The organism is Mycolicibacterium vulneris (assembly GCF_002104765.1).
Classification (GTDB): domain Bacteria; phylum Actinomycetota; class Actinomycetes; order Mycobacteriales; family Mycobacteriaceae; genus Mycobacterium; species Mycobacterium vulneris.
Genome location: NZ_NCXM01000035.1, coordinates 1 through 23352, shown reverse-complemented (window position 1 = coordinate 23352; position 23352 = coordinate 1). Strand labels below are relative to the sequence as shown.

The 23352-nt window shown below is 67.6% G+C and carries 25 protein-coding genes and 1 pseudogene; 16 read left to right on the top strand and 10 right to left on the bottom strand.

Annotated features, from left to right (window positions below; translation table 11 throughout):
* The first annotated feature begins 3 nt into the window (after positions 1-3).
* Complete coding sequence (locus tag B8W69_RS25475) at positions 4-186, top strand: (2Fe-2S)-binding protein (protein WP_085292484.1); 183 nt, start codon at positions 4-6, stop codon at positions 184-186.
* A 4-nt stretch (positions 187-190) separates the two neighbouring features.
* Here the strand turns inward: B8W69_RS25475 and B8W69_RS25470 are convergent, their stop codons facing one another.
* On the bottom strand, positions 191-1876 hold the full coding sequence (locus B8W69_RS25470; protein ID WP_085292483.1) for an alpha-keto acid decarboxylase family protein: 1686 nt from the start codon (positions 1874-1876) through the stop codon (positions 191-193).
* Positions 1877-1941: 65 nt separating this feature from the next.
* On the opposite strand from B8W69_RS25470, the gene B8W69_RS25465 reads away from it, so the two are divergent.
* Genes B8W69_RS25465 through B8W69_RS25450 form a run of 4 tightly spaced genes read left to right on the top strand, consistent with a single transcriptional unit; the run spans position 1942 to position 4557 of the window.
* On the top strand, positions 1942-2385 hold the full coding sequence (locus B8W69_RS25465) for an SRPBCC family protein (RefSeq protein ID WP_085292482.1): 444 nt from the start codon (positions 1942-1944) through the stop codon (positions 2383-2385).
* A 5-nt stretch (positions 2386-2390) separates the two neighbouring features.
* Positions 2391-3530 carry a CaiB/BaiF CoA transferase family protein gene (locus B8W69_RS25460; RefSeq protein WP_085292481.1) on the top strand — a complete coding sequence of 380 codons (1140 nt, stop codon included), beginning with the start codon at positions 2391-2393 and terminating at the stop codon, positions 3528-3530.
* A 58-nt stretch (positions 3531-3588) separates the two neighbouring features.
* Positions 3589-4044 (top strand): SRPBCC family protein, encoded by a 456-nt coding sequence (locus B8W69_RS25455; protein ID WP_085292480.1) that lies wholly within the window; start codon positions 3589-3591, stop codon positions 4042-4044.
* Positions 4045-4101: 57 nt separating this feature from the next.
* Positions 4102-4557 (top strand): SRPBCC family protein, encoded by a 456-nt coding sequence (locus B8W69_RS25450; protein ID WP_085292479.1) that lies wholly within the window; start codon positions 4102-4104, stop codon positions 4555-4557.
* Between the two features lie 2 nt (positions 4558-4559).
* On the opposite strand, the gene B8W69_RS25445 is transcribed toward B8W69_RS25450, so the two are convergent.
* Positions 4560-5732 (bottom strand): pyridoxal phosphate-dependent aminotransferase, encoded by a 1173-nt coding sequence (locus B8W69_RS25445; protein WP_085292478.1) that lies wholly within the window; start codon positions 5730-5732, stop codon positions 4560-4562.
* 278 nt (positions 5733-6010) lie between these two features.
* Here B8W69_RS25445 and B8W69_RS25440 point away from each other — a divergent pair, with 278 nt between their 5' ends.
* The 3 genes from B8W69_RS25440 to B8W69_RS25430 all read left to right on the top strand — a co-directional run bounded on the left by B8W69_RS25440 (position 6011) and on the right by B8W69_RS25430 (position 10270).
* Positions 6011-7222, top strand: a complete 1212-nt coding sequence (locus B8W69_RS25440; protein WP_007777222.1) for an acetyl-CoA C-acetyltransferase — start codon at positions 6011-6013, stop codon at positions 7220-7222.
* Positions 7223-7226: 4 nt separating this feature from the next.
* Positions 7227-9371 (top strand): 3-hydroxyacyl-CoA dehydrogenase NAD-binding domain-containing protein, encoded by a 2145-nt coding sequence (locus tag B8W69_RS25435; RefSeq protein ID WP_085292477.1) that lies wholly within the window; start codon positions 7227-7229, stop codon positions 9369-9371.
* 116 nt (positions 9372-9487) lie between these two features.
* Positions 9488-10270: an enoyl-CoA hydratase/isomerase family protein gene (locus B8W69_RS25430; RefSeq protein WP_085292476.1), complete on the top strand. Its 783-nt coding sequence runs from the start codon at positions 9488-9490 to the stop codon at positions 10268-10270.
* Between the two features lie 54 nt (positions 10271-10324).
* Here the strand turns inward: B8W69_RS25430 and B8W69_RS25425 are convergent, their stop codons facing one another.
* From B8W69_RS25425 to B8W69_RS25415, 3 genes are read right to left on the bottom strand one after another with little or no spacing between them, the layout of a single operon-like run.
* Positions 10325-10930: a class I SAM-dependent methyltransferase gene (locus tag B8W69_RS25425; protein ID WP_085292475.1), complete on the bottom strand. Its 606-nt coding sequence runs from the start codon at positions 10928-10930 to the stop codon at positions 10325-10327.
* Between the two features lie 28 nt (positions 10931-10958).
* On the bottom strand, positions 10959-11822 hold the full coding sequence (locus B8W69_RS25420) for an LLM class F420-dependent oxidoreductase (RefSeq protein ID WP_085292474.1): 864 nt from the start codon (positions 11820-11822) through the stop codon (positions 10959-10961).
* Positions 11823-11875: 53 nt separating this feature from the next.
* On the bottom strand, positions 11876-13084 hold the full coding sequence (locus tag B8W69_RS25415) for an FAD-dependent monooxygenase (protein ID WP_085292518.1): 1209 nt from the start codon (positions 13082-13084) through the stop codon (positions 11876-11878).
* A 77-nt stretch (positions 13085-13161) separates the two neighbouring features.
* On the opposite strand from B8W69_RS25415, the gene B8W69_RS25410 reads away from it, so the two are divergent.
* Complete coding sequence (locus tag B8W69_RS25410; RefSeq protein WP_085292473.1) at positions 13162-13698, top strand: TetR/AcrR family transcriptional regulator; 537 nt, start codon at positions 13162-13164, stop codon at positions 13696-13698.
* A gap of 15 nt (positions 13699-13713) precedes the next feature.
* Here B8W69_RS25410 and B8W69_RS25405 read toward each other — a convergent pair whose 3' ends face one another.
* A complete protein-coding gene (locus B8W69_RS25405; RefSeq protein ID WP_085292472.1) occupies positions 13714-13998 on the bottom strand; it encodes a hypothetical protein in 285 nt (94 codons plus the stop codon).
* An 87-nt stretch (positions 13999-14085) separates the two neighbouring features.
* Here B8W69_RS25405 and B8W69_RS25400 point away from each other — a divergent pair, with 87 nt between their 5' ends.
* Positions 14086-15069, top strand: a complete 984-nt coding sequence (locus tag B8W69_RS25400) for an LLM class F420-dependent oxidoreductase (RefSeq protein ID WP_085292471.1) — start codon at positions 14086-14088, stop codon at positions 15067-15069.
* Here the strand turns inward: B8W69_RS25400 and B8W69_RS25395 are convergent.
* Positions 15066-15359: a putative quinol monooxygenase gene (locus B8W69_RS25395; protein WP_085292470.1), complete on the bottom strand. Its 294-nt coding sequence runs from the start codon at positions 15357-15359 to the stop codon at positions 15066-15068. The genes B8W69_RS25400 and B8W69_RS25395 overlap by 4 nt on opposite strands.
* Before the next feature lie 151 nt (positions 15360-15510).
* Here B8W69_RS25395 and B8W69_RS25390 point away from each other — a divergent pair, with 151 nt between their 5' ends.
* Both B8W69_RS25390 and B8W69_RS25385 read left to right on the top strand, forming a co-directional pair.
* A complete protein-coding gene (locus tag B8W69_RS25390) occupies positions 15511-15924 on the top strand; it encodes a Zn-ribbon domain-containing OB-fold protein (protein ID WP_085292469.1) in 414 nt (137 codons plus the stop codon).
* Positions 15925-16007: 83 nt separating this feature from the next.
* Positions 16008-17153 carry a thiolase family protein gene (locus tag B8W69_RS25385; protein WP_085292468.1) on the top strand — a complete coding sequence of 382 codons (1146 nt, stop codon included), beginning with the start codon at positions 16008-16010 and terminating at the stop codon, positions 17151-17153.
* A 17-nt stretch (positions 17154-17170) separates the two neighbouring features.
* Here the strand turns inward: B8W69_RS25385 and B8W69_RS25380 are convergent, their stop codons facing one another.
* Both B8W69_RS25380 and B8W69_RS25375 read right to left on the bottom strand, forming a co-directional pair.
* Positions 17171-18820 carry a DNA repair helicase XPB gene (locus B8W69_RS25380; protein ID WP_085292467.1) on the bottom strand — a complete coding sequence of 550 codons (1650 nt, stop codon included), beginning with the start codon at positions 18818-18820 and terminating at the stop codon, positions 17171-17173.
* Between the two features lie 48 nt (positions 18821-18868).
* Positions 18869-21127 (bottom strand): helicase-associated domain-containing protein, encoded by a 2259-nt coding sequence (locus B8W69_RS25375; RefSeq protein ID WP_085292466.1) that lies wholly within the window; start codon positions 21125-21127, stop codon positions 18869-18871.
* 151 nt (positions 21128-21278) lie between these two features.
* Here B8W69_RS25375 and B8W69_RS25370 point away from each other — a divergent pair, with 151 nt between their 5' ends.
* The 4 genes from B8W69_RS25370 to B8W69_RS25355 are packed head-to-tail and all read left to right on the top strand — an operon-like array spanning position 21279 to position 22919.
* Positions 21279-21479, top strand: coding sequence for a hypothetical protein (locus tag B8W69_RS25370; RefSeq protein ID WP_174320979.1), 201 nt, complete (start codon positions 21279-21281; stop codon positions 21477-21479).
* A gap of 8 nt (positions 21480-21487) precedes the next feature.
* Positions 21488-22018 (top strand): cyclic pyranopterin monophosphate synthase MoaC, encoded by a 531-nt coding sequence (gene moaC / locus B8W69_RS25365; RefSeq protein ID WP_085292465.1) that lies wholly within the window; start codon positions 21488-21490, stop codon positions 22016-22018.
* Positions 22015-22497, top strand: a complete 483-nt coding sequence (locus B8W69_RS25360) for a MogA/MoaB family molybdenum cofactor biosynthesis protein (protein ID WP_085292517.1) — start codon at positions 22015-22017, stop codon at positions 22495-22497. Before moaC ends, B8W69_RS25360 begins: the two co-directional genes overlap by 4 nt.
* Positions 22494-22919, top strand: coding sequence for a molybdenum cofactor biosynthesis protein MoaE (locus B8W69_RS25355; protein ID WP_085292464.1), 426 nt, complete (start codon positions 22494-22496; stop codon positions 22917-22919). The genes B8W69_RS25360 and B8W69_RS25355 overlap by 4 nt, the downstream gene beginning before the upstream one ends.
* A 113-nt stretch (positions 22920-23032) precedes the next feature.
* Here the strand turns inward: B8W69_RS25355 and B8W69_RS31635 are convergent.
* A pseudogene (locus B8W69_RS31635) lies at positions 23033-23352 on the bottom strand (transglycosylase family protein); the annotation flags it as partial.

Sequence of the window (23352 nt, the reverse complement as noted above, 5' to 3'; positions counted from 1 at the left end):
CCGTTGTTCGTGTGCCTGTGCAATGGAGTCACCAGTCAAACCGTGACCGAGGTCGTGTCGTGCGGGGCATCGACCACGAAGGAGGTCGCCCAGGCGTGCGGAGCGGGCGCCGATTGCGGTCGCTGCCGTCGGACGGTGCAGGCCATCCTGCGGTCCGGTGCGGATCGGACGCAGAACTCGCGCTAGTGCGTCAACGTCGCGGACTACCGTCCGGTGACGTCGGCTGGACGAGTTCGACCAGCAGGTTGGGGATTTCGAGCCGCGGCAACACCACCTCGACGAACACCATGCGGTCCTGATTCTCCGCGGCGGCGGTCAGGGCCTCGTCGAGCTCGCCGTAGGTCTGGACCCGGAACGCCAGATGGTCGGTGACGCCCAGCGCGCGGGGCACGTCCGTCCACTTCCAATTGACGATGTCGTTGTACGGCGCGGTCTCGCCGTGGATCGCCCGTTCGATGGTGTAGCCGTCGTTGTTCACCACCACGATGACGGGGGACAGGCCCTCGCGTGAGAACGCGCCCAGCTCTTGGACGGTCAGCTGCGCGGCGCCGTCCCCGATGATCAACACTATTCTGCGGTCCGGATGCGCCACCGCCGCCCCGAGCGCGGCGGGCAATGTGTAACCGATTGAGCCCCATAGTGGTTGACCGATGAAGGTCACGCCCTGCGGCAGCCGATGGTCGGCCATGCCGTAGTAGGAGGTGCCCTGGTCCGCGAGCACCACGTTGCCCGGTGTGAGGGCCACGCACAGGCGGTCCCACAACAACTTCTGGGTGAGCGGTTCGTCGCGCGCTGGGGGCGGCGGCAGTGGTTCGGCCGGCGGCGACACCACCGGCGGCGACGAGATCCCGCGCCGGACCAGGATGGTGGCCAGCGCCTCGAGCGCGGCGCCCATCTCCAACGGCGCGAAGACCTCTCCGGCCACACTGCTCTGATACTGGCCGACGTCCACGGTCCGGGAGGGGTCGATGCGCTGGCTGAAGAAGCCGCTGACCATGTCGGTGAACACCACACCGGCGGTGACCAACACGGGTGCCTCTTCGATCGCGGTGCGCACCGCCGGCGCGCTGGCGGACCCGGCGTAGATGCCCAGGAAGTTGGGTGAACTCTCGTCGAGCAGACTCTTTCCCCACATCAGCGTGGCATGCGGTACCACGTCGGCGGCCAGCAGCGCCTCGAGTTCTTTGATCGCCTGCAGCCGGTGCACCAGCAGGTCGGCGAGCACGGTGATCTGGTGGTCGCCGATGAGTTCGGTCGCGGCCTCGACGAACATCGCCAGGGCGCGGGGACTGGTGCCGCCGGTGTAGCGGGGCAGCGGCGTCTCGGGCGGCTCGGTGGGGAAGCGGGCCACGTCGGTGGACAGCAGGATGTAGCCGGGGCGCTTCTGCTCACGCACCTCGGACAGCACCCGGTCGATCTCACGGCGGGCCGTGGCGGGCATGAGATTGGCTTGGGCACAGGTGATTTCGCGGCTGACCCGGAAGAAGTGCTCGAAGTCGCCATCGCCCAGCGAATGGTGCAGGGCCCGGCGGGTGCCCTGGGCGTCCTTGGACGGACCGCCGACGATGTGCACGACGGGCACCTGCTCGGCGTAGCTGCCCGCGACCGCGTTGGCAGCGGAGAGCTCGCCGACACCGAAAGTTGTTACCAAAGCTGACATTCCGCGCAACCGCCCATACCCGTCGGCAGCGTAGCCGGCGTTCAGTTCGTTGGCGTTGCCGACCCAGCGAATGCGGGGGTGGGCGATGATGTGGTCGAGGAATTCCAGGTTGTAATCGCCGGGAACGCCGAAGATCTCCGAGACGCCGAGCTCGGCGAGACGGTCCAACAGGTAGTCACCGACGGTGTATGCGGAATCGGTCGCGGCATCATTCACAGGCACGACGGTACGCTCGGTCCAATACGTTCCGGGTGAGACGCCAGGCCAGTATCGTGCGGGCCATGGCACTCAAAGAATCCCGGGAGATCGTCATCGAAGCCAGTCCGGACGAGATTCTGGACGTCATCGCCGACTTCGAAGCGATGCCCGAATGGTCGGAGCCGCATCAGAGCGCGGAGATCCTCGACACCGGCGACGACGGGCGCCCCCGCCAAGTGAAGATGAAGGTCAAGGTCGCCGGGATCACCGACGAACAGGTGGTCGCCTACGCGTGGGGCGACAACGTGGTGAGCTGGAAGCTGGTCAGCTCCTCGCAGCAGAAGGCGCAGGACGGGAAGTACACCCTGGTGCCGCAAGACAACGCGACCCTGGTCAAGTTCGAGCTTCTCGCCGATCCGAACGTGCCGCTGCCCGGCTTCGTGCTCAAGCGCGCCGTGAAGGGGACGATCGATTCGGCGACCAAGGCGCTGCGCGAGCGGGTGCTCCAGGTCAAGAAGGGCAAGTAGCCGGCGTGAGCGGCCTCGGGCCGCTGGCGGGGGTGCGAGTCATCGAACTCGGCGGCATCGGACCGGGGCCGCACGCGGGAATGCTGCTCGCCGATCTGGGTGCCGACGTGGTGCGGGTGCGCCGTCCAACAGGCGGGCTCGTGGCGATCGCAAGCGCGGCGAAGCCGGGCGAAGCGGGTCGCCACCAAACAGGCGTGAGCATGCCGGCCGAAGACCGCGATCTGCTGCACCGCGGCAAGCGAATCGTCGACCTCGACGTCAAGACTCAGCCGCACACGCTGCTGGAGCTGGCAGGCAAGGCCGACGTGCTGCTGGACTGCTTCCGGCCCGGCACCTGCGAGCGGCTCGGCATCGGGCCGGACGACTGCGCGACGGTCAACCCGCGGCTGATCTACGCGCGGATGACCGGTTGGGGACAGGACGGGCCCCTGGCGCCGACCGCCGGTCACGACATCAACTACCTGTCCCAGACCGGTGCGCTGTCGGCGCTGGGCTACGCCGACCGGCCACCGATGCCGCCGCTGAACCTGGTCGCGGACTTCGGCGGTGGTTCGATGCTGGTGGTGCTCGGCATCGCGGCCGCCCTGTACGAACGGGAACGTTCGGGCACGGGGCAGGTGATCGACGCGGCGATGGTCGATGGGGTGAGCCTGCTCGCCCAGATGATGTGGACCATGAAGTCCACCGGCGCACTGCGGGACCGGCGCGAATCGTTTCTGCTCGACGGCGGCGCCCCGTTCTACGGCTGCTACGAGACCGCCGACGGACGATACGTTGCCGTCGGCGCCATCGAGCCACAGTTCTTCGCGGCGTTGCTCGCGGGGCTTGGCCTGTCACCCGACGACGTGCCCGCCCAACACGACAGAGCCTCCTACCCGCGGATGCGCGAGGTCTTCACCCAACGATTCGCCAGCCGGACCCGCAACGAATGGGTACAGACCTTCGCCGGCACCGACGCGTGCGTCACCCCGGTGCTGACGTGGAGCGAGGCCGCCGCCGATGAGCATCTGCGGGCGCGGTCCACGGTGATCACCGCCCACGGTGCCGACCAGGCCGCACCCGCCCCACGGTTTTCGCGGACCCCGGCCGGACCGGTCGGACCGCCCCCGGCGGCAACCACGCCGCTCAGCGAAATCAACTGGTAGGAAACTGTTTACGGCGAATCGGTCCGCGCCGGGGTCAGCGTTGCTAAGTTAATCCTCAGTGGCCGTAAAAGCATCACGGGAATTTGTCGTCAACGCGCCGCCAGAAGTGGTCATGGAAGCGCTGACAGATGTCGGCGTCCTGTCATCGTGGTCGCCGCTGCACAAACACATCGAAGTGCTCGACCGGTATCCCGACGGCCGGCCGCACCACGTCAAAACCACCATCAAGATTCTCGGGCTGGTCGACAAGGAAGTCCTGGAATACCACTGGGGCCCCGATTGGGTTGTCTACGACGCCAAGGGAACCTCCCAGCAGCATGGGCAGCACGTCGAGTACACCCTCAAACCCGAAGGGATCGACCAGACCCGGGTGCGTTTCGACGTCACCGTCGAACCCGGCCGGCCCATGCCCGCGTTCATCGTGCGTCGGGCAAGCGAAAGCGTTCTCGACGCGGCGGTAAAGGGATTGTGCGACCTGGTAAACCGCGGCAACAGTTCGGCTGAGCCCGAATAGTGGGCGTCTGCAGTTTTGGCCTTCGTCAGCGGTGGTGCTGTTGTTTACTGGTAAGCGGTGGCCATACAAGCATCGTCGGAAATCGTCATTGACGCGCCTCCGGATCTGATCATGGAGGCGCTCGCCGACATGGACGCGGTGCCGTCGTGGTCGTCGGTGCACAAGCGCGTCGAGGTCGTCGACAAGCATCCCGACGGTCTGCCGCACCATGTGAAGGTCACGATCTCGGTGACCGGCATCCATGACACGGAACTGCTTGAGTACAACTGGGGGCCGGACTGGATGGTGTGGGATGCCGATCGGACCGCCCAACAACACGGTCAGCACGGGGAGTACAACTTGAGCCGGCTGGGTGACGAAAAGACCAGGGTGCGATTCACCATCACCGTTGAACCGTGGGCGCCGCTGCCGGAGTTCTGGGCTGCCCGGGCCCGCAAGAAAATTCTCTACTCGGCGCTGGAGGGCTTGCGCAAGCGGGTGATGGGGCGCGAGGGTTCCGGCCCGGCTAGGTAACGCTAGCGGAGCGCGGCCAATCGCTTGATCGCCTCGTCGAGGGTGTCGTCACGCTTGCAGAAGGTGAAGCGCACCAAGTGATTCCACACGTCGGCCGGGCCTTTCGTGGTGTCCGGATCGCAGAAGGCCGACATCGGGATCGCGGCCACCCCAACCTTTTCCGGTAGCGCCGCGCAGAACGCACTGCTGTCGTCGTAGCCCAGCGGACGCGGATCGGCGCACAGGAAGTACGTGCCGGCGCTGTCGTGCACCTCGAACCCGACGTCGATCAGCCCGGCGGCCAGCCGGTCACGTCTGGCCTGCAAGGTGGCGCGCAGGCCGGCCACCCACGCGTCCTCGGTCTCCAGCGCCAGGGCCACCGCCGGCTGGAACGGTGCACCACCGACGTAGCTCAGATACTGCTTGGCCGCGCGCATCCCGGCGATGAGTTGTGCTGGGCCGCAAGCCCATCCGATCTTCCAGCCGGTGCAGTTGAACATCTTGGCCGCGCTGGAGATGGTGATCGTCCGCTCGGCCATGCCGTCGAAGCCGGCCAGCGGCACATGCCGCCGCCCGTCGAACACCAGGTGCTCGTAGACCTCATCGGTGATCACCAACAGGTCGGCCGCGATCGCGACCTCGGCGATGGCCGCGAGTTCCTCGGCGCTCAGCACCGTGCCGGTCGGGTTGTGCGGGGAGTTGACGATCAGCGCGCGGGTCCGTGGCGTCACCGCCCGGCGCAGCGCATCGGCGTCCAGGGCGAAGCCGCGGCCATGGGGGACGAGCGGCACGGCCACCCGCTGCGCGGAGGCCATTGCCACCACCGGCGAGTAGGAGTCGTAGAACGGCTCGATGAGCAGGACCTCGGAGCCGGGTTCGATGAGGCCGATCACCGCCGACGCGATGGCCTCGGTCGCCCCGACCGTCACCAGCACCTCGGTGTCGGGGTCGAATTCGATGCCGTAGCGGCGCTGCCGCTGGGCGGCGATGGCGTGGCGCAGCGGTGCGATGCCGATGCCCGGCGGGTATTGGTTGACGCCGTCGGCGATGGCCTCCTGGGCGGCCTTGAGCATCGCCGGGGGCCCGTCCTCGTCGGGAAACCCCTGGCCGAGGTTCACCGCTCCGATCCGCGCGGCCAGCGCCGACATCTCGGCGAACACCGTCGTCGCGTAGGGGCGCAGTCGCGACACTGTCATGGTGGTCGAGCTTAGGCGGGGCGTGCCACGGCGAACGCCCGGCGTCTCGCCTCGCCGAATGTGAAGTCAGGTGCACACTCGGCGCGGAGCGTGAAAGTAATTTCACGCTCGCCCGTGGCGGGCGCCCATCCGCCGAGCGAGCGTGGTGTCCGTCACAAGGCCCCTCTGAGCTGCGCGGTCTTGCCCAACCAACAGGTTGGCCGGGGCCCCTGTTACGCTGGCGCGGGATCTAGTCTTGAAGACGGATTCGAACCCAATTTCGGAGAACAGGAAGTCGTATGTCCGAAGAAGCTTTTATCTATGAGGCCATCCGCACCCCGCGGGGCAAGCAGCGCAACGGTTCGCTGAACGAGGTGAAGCCGCTCAACCTGGTCGTTGGCCTGGTTGACGAGCTCCGTCGGCGTTTCCCCGACCTGGACGAGAACCTGATCAGCGACATGATCCTGGGCGTCGTGTCCCCGGTCGGTGACCAAGGCGGCGACATCGCCCGCACCGCGGTGCTGGCCGCGGGCCTGCCCGAGACCACCGGCGGCGTGCAGCTCAACCGGTTCTGCGCGTCCGGCCTGGAGGCCGTCAACACCGCCGCGCAGAAGGTGCGCTCCGGCTGGGACGACCTGGTGCTGGCCGGCGGTGTCGAGTCGATGAGCCGCGTCCCGATGGGTTCCGACGGCGGCGCCTGGGCGACCGACCCCGAGACCAACTACCGGATCGGCTTCGTCCCCCAGGGCATCGGCGCCGACCTGATCGCCACCATCGAGGGCTTCTCCCGCGAGGACGTCGACCGCTACGCGCTGCGCTCGCAGGAGAAGGCGGCCGCGGCGTGGTCGGGCGGCTACTTCGCCAAGTCCGTCGTGCCGGTGCGCGACCAGAACGGCCTGGTCATCCTCGACCACGACGAGCACATGCGGCCCGACACCACCCTGGAGGGCCTGGGCAAGCTCAAGACCGCGTTCGACGGCATCGGCGAGATGGGCGGCTTCGACGACGTGGCGCTGACCAAGTACCACTACGTCGAGAAGATCAACCACGTGCACACCGGCGGCAACAGCTCCGGCATCGTCGACGGCGCCGCGCTGGTGCTGGTCGGTTCGGAAGCCGCGGGCAAGTCGCAGGGGCTGACCCCACGGGCGCGCATCGTGGCCACCGCCACCAGCGGCTCCGACCCGGTCATCATGCTCACCGGCCCGACCCCGGCCACTCGCAAGGTGCTCGACCGCGCGGGCATGACGATCGACGACATCGATCTGTTCGAGCTCAACGAGGCGTTCGCATCGGTGGTGCTGAAGTTCCAGAAGGACCTCAACATCCCGGACGAGAAGCTCAACGTCAACGGTGGCGCCATCGCGATGGGCCACCCGCTGGGCGCCACCGGCGCCATGATCACCGGCACCATGGTCGACGAGCTCGAGCGCCGCAACGCGCGTCGCGCCCTGATCACGCTGTGCATCGGCGGCGGCATGGGTGTCGCCACCATCATCGAGAGGGTTTAAGGCCATGGCAGAGAACACTATTCAGTGGGACAAGGACGCCGACGGCATCGTCACGCTGACTCTGGACGACCCCACCGGGTCGGCCAACGTGATGAACGAGCACTACAGCGAGTCGATGCACAACGCTGTGGAGCGCCTTGCCGCTGAGAAGGATTCGATCACCGGCGTGGTCATCACCAGCGCGAAGAAGACCTTCTTCGCCGGCGGTGACTTGAAGGGCATGATCAACCTCGGCCCGGAGAACGCCGGTGAGGCGTTCGACACCGTCGAATCGGTCAAGCGTGACCTGCGCGCGCTGGAGACCCTCGGCAAGCCGGTGGTCGCGGCCATCAACGGCGCCGCGCTGGGCGGTGGACTCGAGATCGCGCTGGCCTGTCATCACCGTATCGCCGCGGACGTCAAGGGTCTGGTCGTCGGCCTGCCCGAGGTGACGCTGGGCCTGCTGCCCGGCGGTGGCGGCGTGACCCGCACCGTGCGGATGTTCGGCATCCAGAACGCGTTCATGAACATCCTGTCGCAGGGCACCCGCTTCAAGCCGGACAAGGCCAAGGAGATCGGCCTGGTCGACGAGCTCGTCGGCTCGGTCGAGGAACTGGTGCCCGCCGCCAAGGCGTGGATCAAGGCCAACCCCGATTCGCACGAACAGCCTTGGGACAAAAAGGGTTACAAGATGCCCGGCGGTACCCCGTCCAGCCCCGCCCTGGCCGGCATCCTGCCGTCGTTCCCGGCGCTGCTCAAGAAGCAGCTCAAGGGCGCACCGATGCCGGCGCCGCGGGCCATCCTAGACGCGGCCGTCGAGGGCGCGCAGGTGGACTTCGACACCGCCAGCCGCATCGAGAGCCGCTACTTCACCCAGCTGGTCACCGGCCAGGTCGCCAAGAACATGATCCAGGCGTTCTTCCTGGACCTGCAGCACATCAACGGCGGTGGTTCCCGTCCGGACGGCATCGAGCCAGTCAAGATCAACAAGATCGGTGTGCTGGGCGCGGGCATGATGGGCGCCGGTATCGCCTACGTCTCGGCCAAGGCCGGGTTCGAGGTGGTGCTCAAGGACGTCAGCCTGGAGGCCGCCCAGAAGGGCAAGGGCTACTCGGAAAAGCTTGAGGCCAAAGCACTTCAGCGTGGCAAGACCACCGAGGAGAAGAGCAAGGCGCTGCTGGACCGGATCACGCCGGCCGCCGACCCCGAGGCCCTCAAGGGCGTCGACTTCGTGATCGAGGCCGTGTTCGAGAACCAGGAACTGAAGCACAAGGTGTTCCAGGAGATCGAGGACATCGTCGAGCCCAACGCGCTGCTCGGGTCCAACACCTCGACGCTGCCGATCACCGGTCTGGCGACCGGCGTGAAGCGCCAGGAGGACTTCATCGGGATCCACTTCTTCTCGCCGGTCGACAAGATGCCGCTCGTGGAAATCATCAAGGGCGAGAAGACCTCTGACGAGGCGCTGGCCCGCGTGTTTGACTACACGCTGGCCATCGGCAAGACCCCGATCGTGGTCAACGACAGCCGCGGCTTCTTTACCAGCCGCGTCATCGGCACGTTCGTCAACGAGGCGCTGGCGATGCTGGGCGAGGGCGTGGAGCCGGCGAGCGTCGAGCACGCCGGGTCGCAGGCCGGCTACCCGGCCCCGCCGCTGCAGCTGTCCGACGAGCTCAACCTGGAGCTGATGCACAAGATCGCTACGGCCACCCGCAGGGGCGTCGAGGACGCGGGCGGCACTTACGAGCCGCACCCGGCCGAGGCCGTCGTCGAGAAGATGATCGAGCTCGAACGCCCGTCGCGGTTGAAGGGCGCGGGCTTCTACGAGTACGTCGACGGCAAGCGGACCCGACTGTGGCCGGGCCTGCGCGAGACGTTCAAGTCGGGCAGCGCGGAAATTCCGTTGCAGGACATGATCGATCGCATGCTGTTCGCCGAGGCGCTCGAGACGCAGAAGTGCCTGGACGAGGGAGTGCTGACGTCGACCGCCGACGCCAACATCGGGTCGATCATGGGCATCGGCTTCCCGCCGTACACCGGTGGTAGCGCCCAATTCATCGTCGGTTACCAGGGCGCGGGCGGTATCGGCAAGGAAGCGTTCGTGGCCCGGGCCAAGGAACTGGCCGCCAAGTACGGCGACCGCTTCCTGCCGCCGGCGTCGCTGAGCTAAGATCCAAGCGTAAAAGCCCCCGAGACAACGAGTTTCGGGGGCTTTTACGTATGGCGCGCACTGGAAAGGCCATAGCGCGTCGGACGCCGCACTGACGGCCGGATAGTCTGACCGGCATGACCGAATATGCGACGTTGGACTTCGACCAAGCTGGCTCGATTGCGCGCATCGTGTTGAACCGTCCGGCCGACGCCAACGGCATGAACGATGCCATGACCCGCGAATTGGCCGACGTAGCACGACGATGCGATGCCGCCGGCACCAAGGTAGTGGTGTTGACCGCCACCGGCCGATTCTTCTGCGCCGGTGGGGATCTCAAGGCAATGGCGTCGTCGCCGCTGGGTCGCGGTCCCTACGTCAAGGGGATCGCCGACGACCTGCACCGCGCGATCTCAACCTTCGCGCGCATGGATGCGGTGCTGATCACCGCCGTCAACGGAGTGGCCGCAGGCGCTGGATTCAGCCTTGCGATCACAGGCGATCTCGTACTGGCCGCCGAATCTGCATCGTTCACCATGGCCTATACCAAGGCGGGGCTGAGCCCCGACGGGAGCTCGTCGTACTTTCTGCCCCGGCTGGTGGGAGTTCGCCGTACCCAGGAGCTGATGTTGACCAACCGACGGTTGTCGGCTCGTGAGGCCTTGGACTGGGGTCTGATCACCGAGGTTGTCCCGGACGCCGACCTCGTCGCCCGCACAGACGCGCTAGCTACCGAAATGGCCGCTGGGGCAAAGGACTCCGGGTCGGCCGTGAAGAAGCTGCTGTTGACCACGTTCGGTAACGGCCTCGAAGAGCAGATGGAGATCGAGGGCAGGCTGATCGCGGCGTGCGCGGCCGGCGCCGATGGCCGTGAGGGCATCGAAGCATTCCTCGCCAAACGCGCGGCACGGTTTGCGTAGTAAATCCGCGCGCCGTCAACAGCGTGTCTCTACGCAACGCGTAGCGGCGGGCGCTCATGGGTTCCGCTGGAACAGGTAGTACCACGCCGGGGTCTTCTCGGCGCGGTCCAGCTCGCGTTCCGCGCCGGCCGACAACAGCGTCCAGCTCTGGGTGAATTGTCGTTCCATCTCGGCGCGGTCGACGCCGCGCACCCCGACCCGGCCGCCCGGGACGAACGCGACGATCAGCAGCCGCGCGTCGGGCGCCGCGAGGGCGGTGATCTCCCGGACGTAGGCGTCGCGATCCGCATCGCTCATGTTGTGCAGGCACCCGTTGTCGACGATCAGCTCGAAGTTCGCGCCGATGCCCTTCCGGCTCAGCTGCGTGACGTCGGCCTGGACGAACTCGATCGCGGCGCCGGCCGCGGCGGCCTTGGCACGCGCGCGCTCGAGGGGCTTGGCCACGAAATCGACCGCGGTGACGTTCCAGCCGTGTTGGGCGAGATAGATGGAGCAGTCACCGGTACCGCAGCCGACTTCCAGCGCCGATCCGGCGGGCAGCGCCGCGGCGTCACGCGTCCCTTCGACCAGATCCCGCACGCTCTGCGCGAGCGGGTGACCATCCCACGGGGTGAAGCCGATGTGGTAGAAGACCCGGAACAGCGTTTGTTTGGAAGCCATAGCTCACCCTAGGCCCGTCGGGCCGGTGTCAGCTGGCGGCGGCGGCGGCGATGCGGCGCCATTCCTCCCGCGGGAAGGCCCGGGGATCGGCCCGCAGCACCTGGACGCAGACGTGGTCGGCGCCCGCGGACCGGTGCTCGGCGACGCGGCGCATGACGGCCGCCTCATCACCCCACGCGATGATCGCGTTGAAGAGCCGATCGCTGACCTGCGACAGGTCGTCTTGGGAGAAGCCGCTGCGCAGCAGGTTGTTGGCGTAGTTGGGCAGGGCCAAATACGCGCGCAGCCAATCGGTTCCGATCTGGCGGGCCTCGTCGGCGCTGTCGGTCAGGATCACCGTCTGTTCGGGAAGCAGCAGCGGGCCCCGGCCCAAAGTCGCACGCGCGGAAGCGGTGTGCTCGGGGGTGACGAGGTACGGATGGGCGCCGCCGGCGCGGGTCGCCGACAGCGCCAGCATCTTGGGGCCGAGCGCGGCCAGCACCCGGCGCTCGATGGGAACCGCACGCGGTGCGGCATCCAAGCCGTCCAGGAAGGTCGCCGTCGCCGCCAGCGGTTTGCGGTATCGCCCGGGTTGGCCGGCATCGATCAGCGGGGCGTGGCTGACACCGATTCCGAGCAGGAAGCGGTCGCCGTGCTCGGCAGTCAGCGTCGCATAGGATTCGGCGACATCGGCGGGCGAATGCATCCACAGGTTCAGGATTCCCGTGGCGATCACGGTCCGCCTGGTCGCGCCGAGCAGATGGGCCACCGCGTCGAACACCGGGCCGCCGACGTCGGGTATCCACAGCGCCGGGAAGCCCAGTTCGTCGAGTTCGGCTGCGGCCTCGGCAGATTCGGCCGGGTCGCCGTAGCGCAGTTGACTGCTCCAGATTCCAACACCGGTCAGTTCCATGTGCGGCCTTCCCTTCGTGGCCCGCGGCTGCCGCGGCTCTGCATCACATGCTGTCAGACGTCGATTCCGGTGTAGTCGGGCACCGGCATCGAATCGTGCATCCGGATGCCCTTGGTGTTGAGCTTCGCCACCGCCCGCGACAGGGATCCTGGTATCAGTGAGACCAGTTGAACCCCCCGGCTCAGCGCCCAGACTCCGGCTCGGGAGCCGGGAATGAGTCCCTTGGCGGCGCCACGCGCGAAAGTCCGGCTGCGATGCACCGATTCGCTCATCTGTAGTTCGTAGGCGGCGAAGGCGCGCAGGTGGTCGCCGTCGGCCTCGGCGAGTTCGCCGGCCAGCACGTAGGCGCCGAGCACGGCGAGGCTGGTGCTGCCACCGACCGCGGGTCCCGGGCAGTATCCGGCGTCGCCGACCAGGGTGACCCGGCGGCGCGACCATCGGTCCAGGCGCAGTTGACTGATCGCATCGAAGTAGAAGGCGGGCGTCCGGTCAATTTCCTCCAGCCAGCCATCGACCTCGGGGTGCATGCCCGCGAACGCATCGCGCAGTAGTTCCTTCTGCCGCAACGAATCTCGGTGGTCATAGTCGAGCTCCTCTTTGCTGCGAAACATGAAGACCGCCCTCGCGTCGTCCAAATGCTCCGCGGTGTAGATAGCCGCCAGTCGACCGAGACCTAGGTGGCCGATCATCTCGTTGGTGGCGGCCAGGCTTTTGGGCGCCGACACCACCGCCAGATAACCGCCGAGGAACCGGGTCAGGTCGGCTTCGTCACCGAACGTCAGGCGCCGGACATTGGAGTGCAGCCCGTCGGCACCGACGATGACATCGAACGCGTGTGCCGGCGCGTGCTCGAATGTCACGGTGCCGTCGTGCTCGATCGCGGTGATCGAGTCACCGAACAGGTACTCGACGTCGTCGCGGGCGGCGTCGTAGTAGATCTCGCTGAGGTCGTCACGCATGATCTCCACATGCCGGTCGGAGGTGGCCGCGTAGATCTTGGTGAGGTCGATCCGGATGGGCTTCGTCCGGCCTTCCCGGTACATCGTCAGCCGGGCCGTTCCAGTAGCCAGTGCCTCGATGCGTGGGAGGACGCCCATCTTCGCCGAGATTTCCATTGCGGGACGGAACAAGTCGACGGCATGGCCGCCGGTTTTGCGCAGCGTCGGCGCACGCTCCACGACGGTGACGTCGAAGCCGTACCGGGTCAGCCAGTACGCCAGGACCGGGCCGGCGATGCTGGCCCCAGAGATGAGTATCCGCATGATCACCTCCACACTTACTTAACGTTCGGTAAGCATAACATCCACTTACCTATCGGTAAGTCAGATAAACTCGTGGGGTGAGCAGGCCCCGGTCGGACACCCGCGAGCGCATCCAGGAGGTCGCCCGCGAGCTGTTCTTGCAGCGGGGCGTGCAGCGCACCAGCCTGCAGGACATTGCAAATGAGCTGGGCATCACCAAACCCGCACTGTACTACCACTTTTCGTCGCGCGAAGACCTGGTGCGCAGCATCCTGGTGCCGCTGATCGACGAGGGCGAACGGTTCGTCGCCGACCACGAGGGCCGCCGCCACAACGATGTGCGTGAGCTGCTGGAGGGCTATTTCGACTTCCACTACCGGCACCGACGGGATCTGGTGCTGCTGTTGACCGAGCTGTCTACGCTGATCGACCTCGACCTGATCGACACCGTGCTGGCGTGGCGGGAGCGGTTGGCCAGGCTGGTCTTCGGCAAGAAGCCGACGCTCGCGCAGTCCACTCGGGCGGTGGTCGCGTTCGGCGGCTTGCAGGACTGCTGCGTGCAGTTTCCCGATGCACCCCACGGGGAGCTGCGCGAGAAGTCGGTGGCGGCCGCGCTCGACGCGCTGGGTGTATGAGAGGCAGGGGGTCCGTCAGGACGTACCCGCACCGCTCGCGGTGCTCTGATCCTGGGCGTTCTGGGTGAAGATGTCGCCGGAGCTCGGGTTGTCGTTGTCGTCGTCGTTGACCGCGATGATCCGCCCCCTCGCCCCGGCCTGAACGTGTTGCGGCCCGGCGAGCGCAGCGTCACCGCGCGGTGCGGCACCGGAGAGGGCTAGCGTCGCGATGGCCGTAGCGCCGGCGAAGAGTGCCGGCGCGGCATGGATGTGCCGACGGCGAGCGCGGGCGGGATTGGCGGGATGCCCGATGGGTGTCATGCGTCAGGCGTACGGCCCGGGTGTCGGCGCCGGCTGGGCGCGACTTAACGATCCGCTGTGAGCTCGTGCGAGATACAGTCCCTAGTTATGCGCTTTGGACTCTTCATTCCGCAGGGCTGGCGGATGGATCTGGTTGACATCGAACCCGAAAAACACTGGGCGGTGATGCGCGACCTGGCCACCTACGCCGACAACGGTGCGTGGGACTCGCTGTGGGTCTACGACCACTTCCACACCGTGCCGATGCCCACCGGCGAGGCCACGCATGAAGCGTGGTCGCTCATGGCGGCCTACGCGGCAACCACGTCGCGCATCAAACTCGGCCAGATGTGCACGGCGATGAGCTACCGCAATCCCGTGTACCTCGCCAAGGTGGCCGCGACGGCCGACATCATCTCCGGCGGCCGCATCCAGATGGGCATCGGCGGCGGCTGGTACGAACATGAATGGCGCGCTTACGGTTACGGGTTCCCCTCGGCAGGTGTTCGATTGGGCCGGCTGGACGAGGGCGTGCAGATCATGCGCGATGCGTGGCGCGACGGCAAGGTCAGCTTAGACGGCAAGCATTATCAGGTCGACGGGGCGATCGTTGAACCGAAACCATTGCAGGACAACGGGATTCCGCTATGGATTGCCGGCGGCGGCGAGAAGGTGACGTTGCGCATCGCCGCGCAGTACGCGCAATACACCAACTTCACGCCGGAGCTCGAGGCCTTCAAACACAAATCTGATGTGCTGGCGGAGCACTGTCGTGAGGTGGGCACCGACTTCGACGCCATCGTGCGCTCGGCCAACTTCAGCGCGATCATCGGCACCTCCGAGGCCGACGTCAAGGACCGGCAGCAGCGGATACGCGACCGGATGTCCCGCTACGTCCCCGAGGCGGCGGCGGATGCCATGCTCTCCGGCGGTTCCGAGGGGGCAACGGGCACAACGGAACAAGTCATCGAGCGGATCACCAAGGTCCGCGACCTGGGGTGCGAGTACGCGATCTGCTATTTCCCCGAGGCCGCCTACGACCGCTCCGGCATCGAGCTGTTCGAACGCGAAGTGATTCCCGCGCTGGGCTAGATGTCGCTGGTGACGTACCTGGTCTTGGCCGGGGGCGCGGCCAGCAGCGGAGGAAGCTGTGTCAGCTTGCCCTCGCCGGCGCGAAATGCGCGGTACGCCTCGTCGTGTTGGACCGTCTCCCACAACTCATAGATGAGCCAGTGCGCCTCGTCGTCCTCATCGACAAGGACGTCGGTGCGGACATTGCCGTCGAACGCCCGGGTGTCCTGCAGCGCCCGGCCCATCAGCTCGCGCCCCGCCGCAACTTCGTCGGGTTTGAATCTGAGCTCGAGTATCACCGTGACCGTCATGGGCCCAACTTATCCCCGCGCCCCGGGCGGCCGATGGCCTGGCCTTCCTCCCGCAGATGAGAATGCGGTTTCCACTTTTCGGAAAGCTGTTATACGGTTCAGTGAGCAATATTCTGTTGGCGGATTGTGGACGATCCAGGAGGATCCCTCGATGCAGAAGGCCCTGGCCCCCGAGATCTCTACCTGGCCCGATGAGAGCCCACAGCTCATCGGCAGCCGATGCGGCAGCTGTGGCGCTACCACCTTCCCGGTGCAGCAGTGGTGCCCGCGATGCAGCGCCGCCGAGATGTCCGACGTGCTGTTGCCCCGGCGCGGGACGCTGGTGGCGTGGACCACCCAGGGCTTCCCGCCCGGAGCTCCCTATGCCGGCCCGACCGGAAAGGACTTCGTGCCGTTCGGCGTGGGGTTGGTCCAGCTCGGTGACGTCATCCGCGTCGAAGGCCGGTTGACCGAGAACGATCCGGCCAAGCTGCAGTTCGGCCAGGAAGTCGAACTCACCATGGTGCCTTTCGCGACCGACGACGAGGGCGCCGAAATCATCACCTTCGCCTTCCGGCCGATCTAGCCGGTCTGACGGACCCGTGGCGATCGCGAGGGCGGCGGAGCCGGGCGAAGCGGGTCGCCACCATTTAGCCAGGAGGATTTGAGATGACCAACGACGTCGCCATCATCGGCGTGGGCCTGCACCCGTTCGGCCGGTTCGAGAAGACCGCGATGCAGATGGGCGCCGAGGCCGTCCAGCTCGCGCTCAAAGACGCCGGCGTGGAGTGGAAGGACATCCAGTTCGGTTTCGGTGGCAGCTACGAGGTCTCCAATCCCGACGCGGTGACGCGGCTGGTCGGGCTGACCGGCATCACGTTCACCAACGTGTTCAACGCCTGCGCCACGTCGGCCAGCGCGATTCAACAGACCGCCGACACCATCCGGTTGGGCAAGTACGACATCGGGATCGCGATCGGGCTCGACAAGCACCCGCGCGGCGCCTTCACCGACGACCCCGCCAAGCTGGCGCTGCCCCAGTGGTACGCCAACAACGGCCAGTTCGTCACCACCAAATTCTTCGGGATGAAGGCCAACAAGTACATCCACGACCACAACATCTCGCAGGAAACACTGGCGCGGGTGGCCAATAAGAACTTCCGCAACGGCGCCCTGAACCCGAATGCCTTCCGGCGCAAGGAGATCTCCGTCGAGGAGATCCTCAACTCGCCCGCGCTGAACTACCCGTTGACGCAGTACATGTTCTGCGCGCCCGATGAGGGGGCCGCCGCGGTCATCATGTGTCGCGCGGATTTGGCCGAGAAGTTCACCGACAAGCCGGTTTACGTGCGCGCCTGCGAGATTCGGACCCGGCGCTTCGGTGCCTACGAGGTGCACGCCACGTCGGCGCCGCTGGATGAGGACGCGTCACCGACGGTGTATGCCGCCAAGGCCGCCTACGAGGCGGCCGGCATCGGCCCGGAGGACGTAGACGTCGCGCAGCTGCAGGACACCGACGCCGGCGCCGAGGTGATCCACATGGCCGAGACCGGCCTGTGCGCGGACGGCGAACAGGAGAAGCTGCTGGCCGACGGCGCCACCGAGATCCACGGCTCGATGCCGGTCAACACCGACGGCGGGCTGATCGCGAACGGCGAGCCGATTGGCGCGTCGGGGCTGCGGCAGATGCACGAATTGGTGCGGCAGTTGCGCGGCGAGGCGGGGGAGCGTCAGGTGCCCGGCAACCCGCGCGTCGGGCTAGCGCAGGTGTACGGCGCACCCGGCACCGCATCGGCAACCATCCTGTCGCGCTGAACCGCCTGAGCCCCAAGCTAAATCGCCGGCCCCAGCAGGTCGTCCGCGTCGCGGATGATGTAGCCGTAGCCCTGCTCGGCCAAAAAGCGCTGCCGGTGCGCGGCGTACTCGGCGTCCAGGCTGTCGCGCGCCACCACGGAATAGAAGATGGCACCCCCACCGTCGGACTTGGGCCGCAACAGCCGGCCCAGGCGTTGCGCCTCCTCCTGGCGTGAGCCGAAGGTTCCCGAAACCTGCACTGCCACAGAGGCTTCCGGCAGATCGATGGAGAAGTTCGCCACCTTGGACACCACCAGGGTGGACAACTCGCCGCGCCGGAACGCGTCGAACAGCTCTTCGCGTTCCTTGGTCCGGGTCGACCCCTGGATCACTGGGGCGTTCAGCTCGGCACCGAGTTCGTCGAGCTGATCGAGGTATGCGCCGATCACCAGCGTCTGCTCACCCGGATGCTTCGCCAGGATCGATTTGACCACAGCGATTTTGGTGTGCACTGTCGAGCACAGCTTGTACCGCTCTTCGGGCTCGGAGGTGGCATACAGCATCCGCTCGTTGTCCGTCATGGTGACCCGCACCTCGACGCATTCGGCCGGCGCGATCCACCCCTGCGCCTCGATGTCCTTCCAGGGCGCGTCATAGCGTTTCGGGCCGATCAGCGAGAACACGTCGCCCTCGCGGCCGTCCTCGCGGACCAGCGTGGCGGTCAGGCCCAGTCGCCGCTTGGACTGCAGATCGGCGGTCATCCGAAAGACAGGTGCCGGCAACAGATGGACCTCGTCGTAGATGATCAGCCCCCAGTCCCGGCTGTCGAACAGCTCCAGGTGCCGATATTCGCCCTTGGTGCGCCGGGTGATCATCTGATACGTCGAAATGGTGACCGGCCGGATCTCCTTACGTTCGCCGGAGTATTCGCCGATCTCGTCCTCGGTGAGCGACGTGCGCGCGATCAGCTCGCGCTTCCATTGCCGCGCCGCGACGATATTGGTGACCAGAATCAGCGTCGTCGCACCGGCTTTCGCCATGGCGGCCGCGCCCACCAGCGTCTTACCGGCGCCGCACGGAAGCACCACCACCCCGGAGCCGCCGGACCAGAACGAATCGGTGGCCATCTGCTGATAGTCGCGCAGGTGCCAACCGTCCTGGGCCAGGCTGATAGGATGGGCTTCGCCGTCGACGTAGCCCGCGAGATCCTCTGCGGGCCAACCGATTTTGAGCAGCATCTGCTTAACGCGGCCACGTTCGCTGGGATGGACGATGACGGTGTCGTCGTCGATGCGGGCGCCGAGCATCGGGGCGATCTTCTTGTTGCGCAGCACCTCTTCGAGCACCGCGCGATCCAGGCTCACCAGCGTCAGGCCGTGCGCGGGGTTCTTCATCAGTTGCAGGCGCCCGTAGCGGGCCATGGTGTCGACGATGTCAACCAGCAGCGGCTGGGGCACCGCGTAGCGCGAGAAGCTCACCAGCGCGTCGACCACCTGCTCGGCGTCATGACCGGCGGCGCGGGCGTTCCACAGCGCCAGCGGCGTGATGCGGTACGTGTGCACGTGCTCGGGCGCGCGCTCCAGCTCGGCGAACGGCGCGATGGCGGCGCGCGCCGCGCCGGCCTGCTCGTGGTCCACCTCGAGCAGCACCGTCTTATCCGACTGCACGATCAACGGTCCGTCAGACATAGTCAGCGGCACTCCTCCTCATCTGTGCCTTCAAGGGCATGCCAACCATTATCCGGCGGTGGCCGACACGACCGACGTGATGCGGTGGATGGCGAAGTCACGCAGCCGCCCGGACGCGGAATCAAAGGCGACCAGCTGACCGCCCTTGATCGTGATGGGCGACACGACCCGCTGGGTGGCCACGCCCGCCGCATCCAGATAACCGATCATCAGGGTGTCTTGTTCCTTGGCCGCGCGCTGCAGCTGGGTCATGGTGACGGCGGGATCGACGCGGATGTTGCCGAACGGTGCGGCGGTCACCTTGCGCAGCACCGCCACCACCGCGTTGAGGCTTTCGCTGTTGGGGCGCCGGACCGGGCGATACGGTCGGCGCTGCTGGGGGGTGGCCACCCGGGCGCCGCGCGGACGCACGTCGACGATGGCGCCGGAGGAATCCTCGGCCGCCGGAGCAAAGCCCGCGGCGCGCAACGCGACGAGCACCTCGCCGATGGGCGCCGGCGACACCGCGACCGTCGGCGCCAGCGCCCGCAACTGCACCTCTTCGGTCGCCGGCGCGGCCACGGCCTGCGCCAGCAGCGCGGGGTCCTCGCAACGCACGAACGACGCGGCCATGCCGATCCGCAGCTGCCCATGCCGGCGCGCCACATCGTCGATGAGATACGTAAGCCCTTGGGGCACCGGCGTTTTGGAATGGTTGGCGAACAGGGAATGCATCCAGTCGCGGGTCTTGCCGACGTCGAGTGCGTGCCGGATCGACTGCTCGCTGACGCGGTACACCATCGCGGTGCCGGCCGATTCGACGGTGGCGACGACGGCGAGTTGCTCGGCCAGGCCGCGCTCCAACGGCCCGGGCACGACCACGGTCAGATCCGCCTGCACCAGGAAGTGGTCGACCGGCTTGGGCAGGGCCCGGTTCATCGCCTCGATCGCGACCTGCGGATCCCCGTCGTCGTCCAGCAGCGCCCGCCCGGGCGTGCTGATCGCCCCGCGGCCCACCAGGCCCAGGGCATTGCTCTCGGCGAGCAGGTCGCCGACCGGTCCGGGCTGCAACCGCTTCGCCCAGCGCGGACGCCGCCAGATCAGCGCCGCGGAGGCTGCCGCCGCGTTGACGCCGGCGCCGGGGGACAGCTCGGACAGCATGCCGAGCAACAGCCGGCGATCCAGCGGTGCGGCCGTGGAGTACAGCCCGTCGGTGAGGGCGCCGTAGGGCTTGGCGTCGGGCCCGCGGCTGCCGATCAGCGCCGGGCGACCGGGAAGGTCGAGCCAACTGCTCGCCAACAGTTGCCAGCGTTCGGCCGCCGACATGGCGGTGTACCGGTCGGTGGCGACGGTCGGCGCCCAGTACGGCGCCTCGCCGGTCACCGGCTCGGGGTCGGGCATGCCGCTGGCGATCAATCCGGCCGCGGCCGCGACTTCGAGGATCAACCCCAGCCGCGGCTCCTCGATGCCCGTCACCTTGCTCAGCCGCTTGACGTCACGAATACCCAGCCCACCGCTGCGCAGCTCGGAAACCGGTGCGGTGGACAGCGTTTCAAGCAGGACGTCGACTTCGTGCAGCAAGTCGATGACGGCCCCGGCGGCCGCCGCGTCGGCGTCGTCGGCCGTGGTCGTCGACACCACCGGGTCGGGCGCGGTCAGCTGCATGGGGCCGGGCTGCTCGCCGCGCAGCACCTGCCCGACGTGGCGGGGCAGGATCACCGTCTCGGCGTCGATGCGCCGCAGCAGCCCCATGGCCAAAAGCTGGGGCACCGGCCGGTCGGCGGGTGCGCCGGGCGCGGCGTCGCGGGTGCGGCCCATCGGGGAGCCCTCGAGAAGCTTCTCCAACACGTCGAGCTGCGCCTGGTTGAGGTCGTCGATCAGGCCGGCGATCTCCTCGGCGCCGCGCGAGGTGTCCTCGAGGATGACCTGCCCCGGATGCCACGGCATTCCCGTCGCGGCGTCGGCGGCCACCCGCAGCGCGGCCTCGCCCCAGACCAGGGCGCGTAGCCGGAGGTCGTCGACCGCGTCGAGGACGTCGGATTCGGGGGCGCGGTCATCGATCAGGGCCAGCAGCTTCGCGGTCGGCACCGGCTCCGCGTCGGCCTGCAGCACCAGCAACGCGTCGAGAACGGCCAGGCGCAGGAAGTCGAGGTCGTCGGTGCCGGCCTTGATCGACTGGCGGGCCTGGGCGCGCGCGGCCAGTGCGGCGATGCTGCCGGGGGGCGGCTGGGCGAGGTCCGGCCGCAATTCCAATAGTCGGATCAGCCGCTCATCGGATAACTCGGCCAGCCAAGACCCCAGCGGGATATCCGGGGTGTTGTCGGTCATTGCTGACCAGCGTAAAGCAGGCCGCGGGTACCGAGCAGAGCTCGATCAGTGATCGCCTCACCAGGGCGGTGCCCTCGGCGGCGAGCGTTGTGCGCCTGCCAACCCCGGTCTTGCGCCACACGCTGCGGGGCCACCTGTAAGAATGGACCTCGTGGCTGACACTGCTGAGGGCAAAGCCCGCAAGACCAAGTATGTCGACAACGGCTGGCCGACGACGGACCCCGACGACCATGCGGTCAGTGAGCTTGTGACCGATCGCACGGGTGCGCTGTCACCCTTCGGCGAGCTGGTGTTCCCGCTGCCCTCCACCGATCTGCCCTACCTGCACCCGGTCACCGTCGTCAATCGGTAGGCCGCCAGATGGCTAGGGCCTCTGAGGCCTCCGAAGCCTCGGCGAGCTGGGAGTCGGCAGACTCCGGCTCGGGCACCCTGTCACACCTGGACGATCACGGGGCGGCGCGCATGGTCGACGTCAGCGAGAAGGCGGCCACCAAGCGGACCGCGGTCGCCGCCGGCGTGCTGCGCACGTCGGCGCAAGTGGTGGGGCTAATCTCGACCGGCGGCCTGCCCAAGGGCGATGCGCTGGCCACCGCGCGGATAGCCGGCATCCAGGCCGCGAAGCGCACCAGCGACCTCATCCCGCTTTGTCATCAACTTGCGCTCACTGGGGTCGACATCGACTTCACCGTGGGCGAGTCTGAGATCGAGATCATCGCAACGGTGCGAAGCACCGACCGCACGGGGGTGGAGATGGAAGCGCTGACCGCCGTCAGCGTCGCGGGCCTGACGCTCTACGACATGATCAAGGCGGTAGACCCGGCCGCACTAATCGACGACATTCGAGTGCTGCGCAAGGAAGGCGGCAAAACCGGAAGGTGGGCGCGCCCATGAGTTCCCGTTCAGCCCGCGTCATCATCGCCTCGACCCGCGCGTCGTCGGGCGTGTACGACGACCGCTGCGGCCCGATCATCGCCGAATGGCTGATGGAGCGGGGCTTTTCGGACGTGCAGCCGGAGGTGGTCGCCGACGGGCGGCCGGTCGGCGACGCGCTGCGCACCGCGATCGACGCCGAGGTCGACGTCATCATCACCTCCGGTGGCACCGGCATCTCGCCCAGCGACAGCACACCGGACCAGACCGTGGCCGTCGTCGACTACATGGTTCCGGGGCTGGCGGAAGCTATCCGCCAGTCGGGCCTGCCCAAGGTGCCGACATCGGTGCTGTCGCGCGGGGTGTGCGGTGTGGCCGGCCAGACCCTGATCGTCAACCTGCCGGGTTCGCCCGGAGGGGTGCGCGATGGGCTCGGCGTGCTCGCCGGTGTGCTCGACCACGCGCTCGACCAGCTCGCCGGTAAAGATCACGAGCGATGACACTCGTCGTGCGCGCAGCCATGACCGAGCACTCGATTTCGCTGGCCGAGCACGAAGAATTGGTGGGCCACCAGTCGGCCGGGGCCATCGTCGGGTTCGTCGGCATGATCCGCGACCACGACGGCGGACGGCGGGTGGTGCGACTGGAGTATTCGGCGCACCCGTCGGCCGAGCAGGTCATCGCCGACGTGGTGGCCGAGGTGGCCGAGCAGTCCAGTGGCGTGCGTGCCGTCGCCGCCAGCCACCGGATTGGCGCGCTGCGCATCGGAGAGGCGGCGCTGGTGGCGGCCGTCGCCGCCGACCACCGGCAGGCGGCGTTCGCCACCTGTGCGCACCTGGTGGACACCATCAAGGCGCGGCTACCGGTGTGGAAGCACCAATTCTTCGCAGACGGCACCGAGGAGTGGGTGGGCTCGGCCTGACGCCGTAGTCACACGCCGGCCTTGCATCCGCCCTACAGCTGGCCACAACGGTTCGCCCTGCCGACACGCCCCGAACAGGAGGGTTTTCGGGGCGTGCGGGGAGTGTGGCGGGGTCAGGCGCTGGGCGACGGCTGAGCGAGAGCGTCCAGCGCGTCGTTGCCCTGAACGTCCTGGGCCCGGATGGCGTCCCACAGTTGCTGGGTGTAGCCGGCCTCGGAAACATGCTGCGGCATGCCGGCCGGTACGAAACCGTGGAAGTCCGTGTCCACGACGGGCGGTGCGTCCGCCGGGGGCGCGGGCGGCATCGCGTCGGCCGGAGGCGGGACATCGGCCGGCGGTGCCGGCGGCAGGTCCACGGGGGGCGCGGGCGGCATCGCGTCGGCCGGAGGCGGGACATCGGCCGGCGGTGCCGGCGGCAGGTCCACGGGGGGCG

Coding starts and splice junctions, on each gene's coding strand:
- B8W69_RS25465 (WP_085292482.1), top strand. CDS start 1,942: ATGGCACTCAAAGAATCCCGGGAGATCGTCATCGAAGCCAGTCCGGAC.
- B8W69_RS25445 (WP_085292478.1), bottom strand. CDS start 5,732: ATGACAGTGTCGCGACTGCGCCCCTACGCGACGACGGTGTTCGCCGAG.
- B8W69_RS25440 (WP_007777222.1), top strand. CDS start 6,011: ATGTCCGAAGAAGCTTTTATCTATGAGGCCATCCGCACCCCGCGGGGC.
- B8W69_RS25435 (WP_085292477.1), top strand. CDS start 7,227: ATGGCAGAGAACACTATTCAGTGGGACAAGGACGCCGACGGCATCGTC.
- B8W69_RS25430 (WP_085292476.1), top strand. CDS start 9,488: ATGACCGAATATGCGACGTTGGACTTCGACCAAGCTGGCTCGATTGCG.
- B8W69_RS25425 (WP_085292475.1), bottom strand. CDS start 10,930: ATGGCTTCCAAACAAACGCTGTTCCGGGTCTTCTACCACATCGGCTTC.
- B8W69_RS25420 (WP_085292474.1), bottom strand. CDS start 11,822: ATGGAACTGACCGGTGTTGGAATCTGGAGCAGTCAACTGCGCTACGGC.
- B8W69_RS25415 (WP_085292518.1), bottom strand. CDS start 13,084: ATGCGGATACTCATCTCTGGGGCCAGCATCGCCGGCCCGGTCCTGGCG.
- B8W69_RS25405 (WP_085292472.1), bottom strand. CDS start 13,998: ATGACACCCATCGGGCATCCCGCCAATCCCGCCCGCGCTCGCCGTCGG.
- B8W69_RS25400 (WP_085292471.1), top strand. CDS start 14,086: ATGCGCTTTGGACTCTTCATTCCGCAGGGCTGGCGGATGGATCTGGTT.
- B8W69_RS25395 (WP_085292470.1), bottom strand. CDS start 15,359: ATGACGGTCACGGTGATACTCGAGCTCAGATTCAAACCCGACGAAGTT.
- B8W69_RS25390 (WP_085292469.1), top strand. CDS start 15,511: ATGCAGAAGGCCCTGGCCCCCGAGATCTCTACCTGGCCCGATGAGAGC.
- B8W69_RS25385 (WP_085292468.1), top strand. CDS start 16,008: ATGACCAACGACGTCGCCATCATCGGCGTGGGCCTGCACCCGTTCGGC.
- B8W69_RS25380 (WP_085292467.1), bottom strand. CDS start 18,820: ATGTCTGACGGACCGTTGATCGTGCAGTCGGATAAGACGGTGCTGCTC.
- B8W69_RS25375 (WP_085292466.1), bottom strand. CDS start 21,127: ATGACCGACAACACCCCGGATATCCCGCTGGGGTCTTGGCTGGCCGAG.
- moaC (WP_085292465.1), top strand. CDS start 21,488: ATGGCTAGGGCCTCTGAGGCCTCCGAAGCCTCGGCGAGCTGGGAGTCG.
- B8W69_RS25360 (WP_085292517.1), top strand. CDS start 22,015: ATGAGTTCCCGTTCAGCCCGCGTCATCATCGCCTCGACCCGCGCGTCG.
- B8W69_RS25355 (WP_085292464.1), top strand. CDS start 22,494: ATGACACTCGTCGTGCGCGCAGCCATGACCGAGCACTCGATTTCGCTG.